This is a genomic window from Vibrio sp. 1727, from assembly GCF_033344415.1.
In the GTDB taxonomy this organism is placed as follows: Bacteria; Pseudomonadota; Gammaproteobacteria; order Enterobacterales; family Vibrionaceae; genus Vibrio; species Vibrio alginolyticus.
The window spans coordinates 1-580 of record NZ_JAWPOT010000483.1; the positions used below are offsets into that span (position 1 = coordinate 1).

Annotated in this window: 2 protein-coding genes; both read left to right on the forward strand. The window is 47.4% G+C overall.

Annotation, left to right across the window (positions count from 1 at the left end; all coding sequences use genetic code 11):
* On the forward strand, nt 1-267 hold a 267-nt coding region (locus R8O10_RS26485), incomplete at its 5' end, for an aconitase family protein (protein ID WP_318192134.1).
* 11 nt (nt 268-278) lie between these two features.
* Nucleotides 279-580: 3-isopropylmalate dehydratase small subunit (gene leuD, locus R8O10_RS26490; protein ID WP_318192135.1), on the forward strand; the 302-nt coding region annotated here is incomplete at its 3' end.

Here is a 580-nt window from a genome sequence, read left to right on the forward strand (position 1 = left end):
GCACAAGCAGAAGCCGAAGGCTTGGATGTCATCTTTAAAGAAGCGGGCTTTGAATGGCGTCTACCAGGTTGTTCAATGTGTTTAGCAATGAACAACGACCGCTTAGGTCCTCACGAGCGTTGTGCATCAACATCAAACCGTAACTTTGAAGGTCGTCAAGGCCGTGATGGTCGTACCCACTTGGTTAGTCCTGCAATGGCGGCGGCGGCGGCTATCGCTGGTCACTTTGTTGATATTCGTGAATTAACTTTTGATAAACAGGATTAAGGAGAACAATCATGTCAGGTTTTAAACAACATACTGGTTTGGTTGTACCTCTAGATGCCGCCAACGTTGACACGGATGCCATTATTCCAAAGCAGTTTTTACAAAAAGTTTCTCGCCTAGGTTTCGGTAAGCATCTTTTCCATGACTGGCGCTTCCTTGATGATGCAGGCGAGCGACCAAACCCTGAGTTTGTAATGAATGCGCCACGTTACCAAGGCGCTTCTATCCTACTTGCGCGTGAAAACTTCGGCTGTGGCTCATCTCGTGAACACGCACCTTGGGCTTTGGCTGATTATGGCATTAAAGCGATGAT